Origin of the sequence: Bradyrhizobium sp. DOA1 (assembly GCF_001593325.1) — a bacterium.
Taxonomy (GTDB): Bacteria; Pseudomonadota; Alphaproteobacteria; order Rhizobiales; family Xanthobacteraceae; genus Bradyrhizobium.
On record NZ_JXJM01000001.1, the window covers coordinates 6,282,218 to 6,288,744 of the forward strand.

The following is a 6,527-nucleotide window of genomic DNA, read 5'->3' on the forward strand; positions in this document are numbered from 1 at the left end:
GCACGGCGGCGTAACTGCCGCGCCAGAAGCCGGGGAGATCGCGCGTCACCTGCACCGGACGCTGCGCCGGCGACAGCAATTCCAGCACCAGCGGCACCTTGCCCGCGGCAATCGAGGGGTGGGTGTTGAGGCCGAACAGTTCCTGCAGCCGCACCGCGATGGTCGGCCCCTGCTCGGCCTCGTAGTCGATCGCGAGCACGCTTCCGGTCGGCGCCTCGAAATGCGTCGGTGCTTCGCGGTCGAGCCGCGCGCGCATCTCCCAGGGCAACAGCGCCATCAGGGCGTCGGAGAGATCGCCGGCGGAGACGTCCTTGAGCGCGACCTTGTCGTAGAGCGCCGGCACCAGCCAGTCGTCGCGGCGTGCGATCAATCCGTCGTCTGACAGGTCGGGCCAGCTGTCGCCTTCGGCCTTGCGCAGGAACATCACGCGGTCGCGCCATTGCTTGGCGGCTTTCGACCAGGGCAGCCGGTCGAGACCGGCAGCAATCAGCCCGTCGGCGAAGATGCGCGCGGTGTCCTCCGAAGGCGAGACGGCGAGTGTCGCCTCGGACAGCGTGATGGCGTGCAGCACGCGCTTGCGCCGCGCCCGCAGCGCCATCGCGCCGCGATCGAACGAGACGTCTTCCGTGCTCTCGATATGCTCGGCGAAATGGCTCTCGATCTCGTCCTGGGTGATCTGCGCGGCGAGCAGGATGCGTCCGCTCGCCGCCGTCCCCGTCATCTCGCCGATCGCGATATAGGGCGCGCGGGCGAGCGAGGAGCTCTGCTCGACGGACGCGCCGCGGCCATTGGCCAGCACGAAGCTGCCATTGCCCCGGTTGCGCGCGACGCGGTCTGGAAAGGCATAAGCGAGCATCAGGCCGGTGGTGAGATCCTCCTGCGGCCCAGCCTTCTCCGAAGCCGCGACCTGCGCGGCCCAGCGCCGCGCCAGATCGCGCGCACTCGAAGCGCGCGGCGAGCGGTCGCGGCGAAACTGGTCGCGCCGGTACTCGAGATCGACGCTGTCGCCACCGAGCCCGCGCTCGGTGATGATCGCCGCGATCTCCGCCGCGGCTTCGCCGCAGCCGGCACGATGCGAATCCACGATCATGCGCGCCAGCCGCGGCGGCAGCGCCAGTGCCCGCAGGCTCTTGCCTTCGGCCGTGATACGGCCGTCGCCATCGAGCGCGTTGAGCTCGGCGAGCAGGCTTTTCGCTTCCTTCCAGGCCGGCTGCGGCGGCGGATCGAGGAACGACAGCGCGGCAGGATCGGCGACGCCCCATTGCGCGAGATCGAGCCCCAGGGAGGACAGATCGGCGCTGAGGATTTCCGGCTGGGTGTAGGGCGCGAGCGAGGCCGTCTGCGGCTCGTCCCAGAGCCGGTAGCAGACCCCGGGCTCGGTGCGGCCGGCACGGCCGCGACGCTGATCCACCGCCGCGCGCGAGGCGCGCACGGTCTCGAGCCGGGTCAGGCCGATGTCGGGCTCATAGCGCGGCACGCGGGCGAGACCGGAATCGACGACGATGCGAACGCCTTCGATGGTGAGCGAGGTCTCTGCAATCGATGTCGCCAGCACCACCTTGCGTGTGCCCTTCGGCGCCGGCGCGATGGCGCGGTCCTGCACCGCGGCATCGAGCGCCCCGAACAGCGGCACGATCTCGATGCTGGCGTCCTGCACGCGTTCGCCGAGGAAATTCTGGGTGCGGCGGATTTCGGCGGCGCCCGGCAGGAACGCCAGCACCGAGCCGCTGTCGGCGCGCAGCGCGGACGCAATCGCATCCGCCATCTGCCGCTCGATCGGCGCGTCCGCCTTGCGGCCGAGATAGCGCGTCTCGATTGGAAAGGCGCGGCCTTCGCTCTCGACGACGGGGGCATCGCCGAGCAGCTTTGCCACGCGCGCGCCGTCGAGCGTCGCCGACATCACGAGGATGCGCAGGTCCTCACGCAAGCCGGTTTGCGCATCGCGCGCCAGTGCGAGACCCATGTCGGCGTCGAGTGATCGCTCGTGGAATTCGTCGAACAGGATGGCAGCGACGCCTGACAACTCGGGATCGTCGAGGATCTGGCGGGTGAAGATGCCTTCGGTCACGACTTCAATGCGCGTCGCGCGCGATATTTTCGAACCGAAGCGGACGCGGTAGCCGACGGTCTCGCCGGCACGCTCACCAAGCGATTTGGCCATGCGGTCGGCGCTGGCGCGTGCGGCGATGCGGCGCGGCTCCAGCACGATGATCTTCTTGCCCTTGGCCCAGGGCGCATCCAGCAGCGCCAGCGGCACCCGCGTGGTCTTGCCGGCGCCCGGCGGCGCCACCAGCACCGCGGCGTTGCTGGCCTCCAGCGTGCGCGAGAGGTCGTCGAGCACGGCATCGATCGGGAGAGGCGTGTCGAAGCTGCGGGGCAAAATCTCGCATCCGTCATCATCCGCTTAGTGCGCAATTGCGCACTGCGACGGTTGATCCAGTAAACTCAGATCCCAATCATCACGAAGATCGGGGTTACTGGATACCCCGCCTTCGCGGGGTATGACAATCATGTGTCGTTGTCAGCCCTGCACCGCCGGACGGCCGACGCTCTCATAGACGAAGCCAGCGGCCTCCATCTCCTCGGGGCGATAGATGTTGCGCAAGTCGACGACGACGGGCTGCGCCATGGTCGCCTTCAGCCGGTCGAGATCGAGCGCGCGGAACTGGACCCATTCGGTGACGATGACGAGAGCATCGGCACCTTGGGCGCAGGAATAGGCATCCTCGCAATAGGTGATGCTGGGCAGCTCACTTTTGGCCTGCTCCATGCCGACGGGATCGAATGCCTTCACGGTTGCACCCATGTCGATCAGACCCGTCACCAGCGGGATCGACGGCGCATCACGCATATCGTCCGTGTCGGGCTTGAAGGTAAGGCCGAGCACCGCGATGGTCTTGCCGCGCAGCGAACCGCCGAGCGCCTGGCTCACCTTGCGCGCCATCGCGCGCTTGCGGTTCTCATTGACGGCGAGCACGGATTCGACGATGCGCAAGTTCACGTCGTAATCCTGCGCGATCTTGATCAGCGCCTTGGTATCCTTTGGGAAGCACGAGCCGCCGAAGCCGGGGCCGGCATGCAGGAACTTGGTGCCGATGCGGTTGTCGAGGCCGATGCCGCGCGCGACCTCCTGGACGTTGGCGCCAGCTTTTTCCGAGAGGTCGGCGATCTCGTTGATGAAGGTGATCTTGGTCGCGAGGAACGCGTTCGCCGCGTATTTGATCATCTCGGCGGTGCGGCGCGCTGTGAACATCAGCGGCGCCTGGTTCAGGGACAGCGGGCGGTAGATGTCGCCCATCACCTTGCGGCCGCGCTCGTCCGAGGTGCCGACCACGACACGATCGGGGAACTTGAAGTCGCGGATCGCCGCGCCCTCGCGCAGGAATTCGGGGTTGGAGGCCACAACGACATCGGCCTTGGGATTGGCTTCGCGGATGATGCGCTCGACCTCGTCGCCGGTGCCGACCGGCACGGTCGACTTCGTCACGACGACGGTGAAGCCTTGAAGCGACTGCGCGATTTCTTTCGCCGCAGCGTAGACATAGGACAGGTCGGCATGGCCATCGCCGCGGCGTGACGGCGTGCCGACCGCGATGAACACGGCATCGGCATCCGCGACCGGCTTGGACAGGTCGGTGGTGAATTCGAGCCGCTTGGCTCTCACATTGTTCGCGACCAGCTCTTCGAGCCCGGGCTCGTAGATCGGGATCTCGCCGCGATGGAGCGCCGCGATCTTCTTCTCGTCCTTGTCGACGCAGGTGACGTCGTGGCCGAAATCCGCGAAGCAGGCCCCGGACACCAGTCCCACATAGCCTGTGCCGATCATCGCAATGCGCATGAAAAATCCCGTTCCAGCATGGTTAACGAAAGCCCAATTCAGCTCAATTCGGTGCGGTGTAGCATTTTCCGGCGGTCATGGAACAGTCCGCATGCAAAAACCGGCCCGCGATTTGTACCGGTAAAGAAGTCGGAAACTCCTAAGGCCCAAACTGCCCCGCGGCCACACAGGGAGGGGCGGAAGGCGCCTCGAAAAGGAACATCATGGCACGATCGGGCACAATCGCCGGCGGCGGGCTCAAGGCCCCTACTGCCGCGCGTATCGACTGGGTCGATTACGCCAAAGGCATCTGTATCGTCATGGTCGTGATGATGCATTCGGTGCTGGGGGTCGAGCTTGCCGCCGGTCAGACCGGCTTCATGCATGTCGCCGTGGCCTTTGCAAAGCCGTTCCGGATGCCGGACTTCTTCCTGATCTCGGGCCTGTTCCTGTCGCTGGTGATCGATCGGGACTGGCGCACCTATCTCGACCGCAAGGTGGTCCATTTCGCCTATTTCTATGTTGTCTGGGTGACAATCCAATTCGGCTTCAAGGCGCCGGCCTTCGCGGCGGAGACGAGCTGGCATCACGTTGGCTTGCTATATCTGGAATCCTTCGTCGAGCCGTTCGGCACGCTGTGGTTCATCTATCTGCTGCCGATCTTCTTCGTCGTCACAAAACTGACACGCAAAGCTCCGCCGCTCGCGATCTGGCTCGTCGCCGCCGCACTGGAGACCGCGCGCATCACTACCGGCTGGACGGTCATCGACGAGTTCTGCTCGCGCTTCGTCTATTTCTATTCGGGCTATCTGTTCGCGCCCTATGTGTTCGCGCTGTCGGATCGCGCGCGTAACCACCCGGCGCTTGCGCTTGCAGCGCTCGCGACCTGGGCGCTGGTCAATGCCGGCCTCGTCGCCTGGGGCGCCAGCGAGTGGGCGATCGTCTCTCTCGTGCTCGGCTTCGCCGGCGCCTGCGCCATCATCACCACCGGCACGCTGCTCGCGCGCGCGCAATGGCTGAACTTCCTCCGTTTCTGCGGCGAGCATTCGATCGTGATCTATCTCGCCTTCTTCCTGCCGATGGCGGCAACACGCACGCTGCTGCTGCGCACCGGCATCATTCCCGACATCGGCACGGTCTCGCTGCTCGTCACCATCGCCGGCGTGCTCGGTGCACTGGCGATCTGGCAGGTGGCGCTGCGCCTCAATGCACGCTTCCTGTTCGAACGGCCTGATGCGTTCTGGATCGCGCCGAGGAAGAGCGGACCGGTATTGCAGGCGGCGGAGTAGTTCCTTGTCGTCGCCCGGCTTGACCCGGCGACCCAGTACGCCGAGACGTCAGTGATGGAGCCGGGAAGCCGCGGCGTACTGGATTCCCCGCTTTCGCGGGGAATGACAGTGGGGATAGTCGCGTAACCAGCCCAAAATTGGCGCCTCGAAGGCTGTCAAAGCCCGCAAAAATTCATACATTGCGGCCATGCCCAAAACCTCCCCGAAGACCACCGCCAAAGCTGACACCAAGGCCGCGCCCAATGCGGCCGCCGACACCAAGCCCGCGGTCAAATCCGCTGCGACAGCTGCTGCCAAACCTGTGGCCGCGAAGGCGGCCGGCAAGGGTGACCATGTGTTCCTGGTCGACGGTTCCTCCTACATCTTCCGCGCCTATCACGCGCTGCCGCCGCTGAACCGCAAGTCCGACGGCCTCCAGGTCAATGCCGTGCTCGGCTTCTGCAACATGCTGTGGAAGCTGCTCCGCGACATGCCCGAGGACAACCGGCCCACGCATCTCGCCATCATCTTCGACAAGTCGGAGATCACCTTCCGCAACAAGATCTATCCCGACTACAAGGCGCACCGGCCGCCGGCGCCCGATGACCTCATCCCGCAATTCGCGCTGATCCGCGAGGCGGTCCGCGCCTTCGACCTGCCCTGCCTGGAACAAGTCGGGTTCGAGGCCGATGATCTCATTGCGACCTATGTGCGGCAGGCCTGCGAACGCGGCGCCAGCGCGACCATCGTGTCTTCCGACAAGGATTTGATGCAGCTCGTCACCGATTGCGTCACCATGTACGACACCATGAAGGACCGGCGCATCGGTATCCCCGAGGTGATCGAAAAGTTCGGCGTGCCGCCGGAGAAGGTGGTCGAGGTGCAGGCGCTCGCGGGCGACTCCACCGACAACGTGCCTGGCGTACCCGGCATCGGCATCAAGACCGCGGCGCAGCTGATCACCGAATATGGCGACCTCGACCAATTGCTGTTCCGCGCCGGCGAGATCAAGCAGCCGAAGCGGCGCGAGGCGCTGCTCGAGAATGCGGAGAAGGCACGGATCTCGCGGCAGCTCGTACTGCTCGACGACAAGGTGGACCTCGAGGTACCGCTGGACGACCTCGCGGTGCACGAGCCCGATGCGCGCAAGCTGATCGCCTTCCTGAAGGCCATGGAGTTCACGACGTTGACGCGGCGCGTCGCCGAGTATGCGCAGATCGATCCCGCCAATGTCGATGCCGACCCCGGCTATGCCAGCGGCGCCAGCGTGTTCTCGCCGCTGCCGCCCTCGGACGTCGTGCCCACGCCGGGCGACGGAACGCCGGCACCGGCCCGCCCGAACCAGCCCAACACATCGGCGAGCAAGGAGGACAAGTCCGCGAGCCCGAAAGGCGCGCCGGTCTCGCTCGCGGCTGCGCGCGAAGAGGCGTTGCGCAAGCTTC

Annotated in this window: 4 protein-coding genes; 2 read left to right on the forward strand and 2 right to left on the reverse strand. The window is 65.9% G+C overall.

Annotated features, from left to right (window positions below):
• Together hrpB and SE91_RS29070 are read right to left on the reverse strand one after the other, a co-directional pair.
• Window positions 1-2,380: ATP-dependent helicase HrpB (hrpB, locus tag SE91_RS29065; protein WP_061850099.1), on the reverse strand; the 2,380-nt coding region annotated here is incomplete at its 3' end.
• A gap of 141 nt (window positions 2,381-2,521) precedes the next feature.
• Window positions 2,522-3,838, reverse strand: a complete 1,317-nt coding sequence (locus SE91_RS29070; RefSeq protein WP_061850100.1) for a UDP-glucose dehydrogenase family protein — start codon at window positions 3,836-3,838, stop codon at window positions 2,522-2,524.
• A 203-nt stretch (window positions 3,839-4,041) separates the two neighbouring features.
• Between SE91_RS29070 and SE91_RS29075 the strand changes: the two genes are divergently transcribed.
• The gene (locus SE91_RS29075; RefSeq protein WP_061850101.1) at window positions 4,042-5,106 is read left to right on the forward strand and encodes an acyltransferase family protein; all 1,065 of its coding nucleotides are present in this window, start codon (window positions 4,042-4,044) and stop codon (window positions 5,104-5,106) included.
• Between the two features lie 187 nt (window positions 5,107-5,293).
• A partial coding sequence (locus SE91_RS29080) for a 5'-3' exonuclease (RefSeq protein WP_283806285.1) occupies window positions 5,294-6,527 on the forward strand: 1,234 nt, incomplete at its 3' end.

Coding starts and splice junctions, on each gene's coding strand:
- SE91_RS29070 (WP_061850100.1), bottom strand. CDS start 3,838: ATGCGCATTGCGATGATCGGCACAGGCTATGTGGGACTGGTGTCCGGG.
- SE91_RS29075 (WP_061850101.1), top strand. CDS start 4,042: ATGGCACGATCGGGCACAATCGCCGGCGGCGGGCTCAAGGCCCCTACT.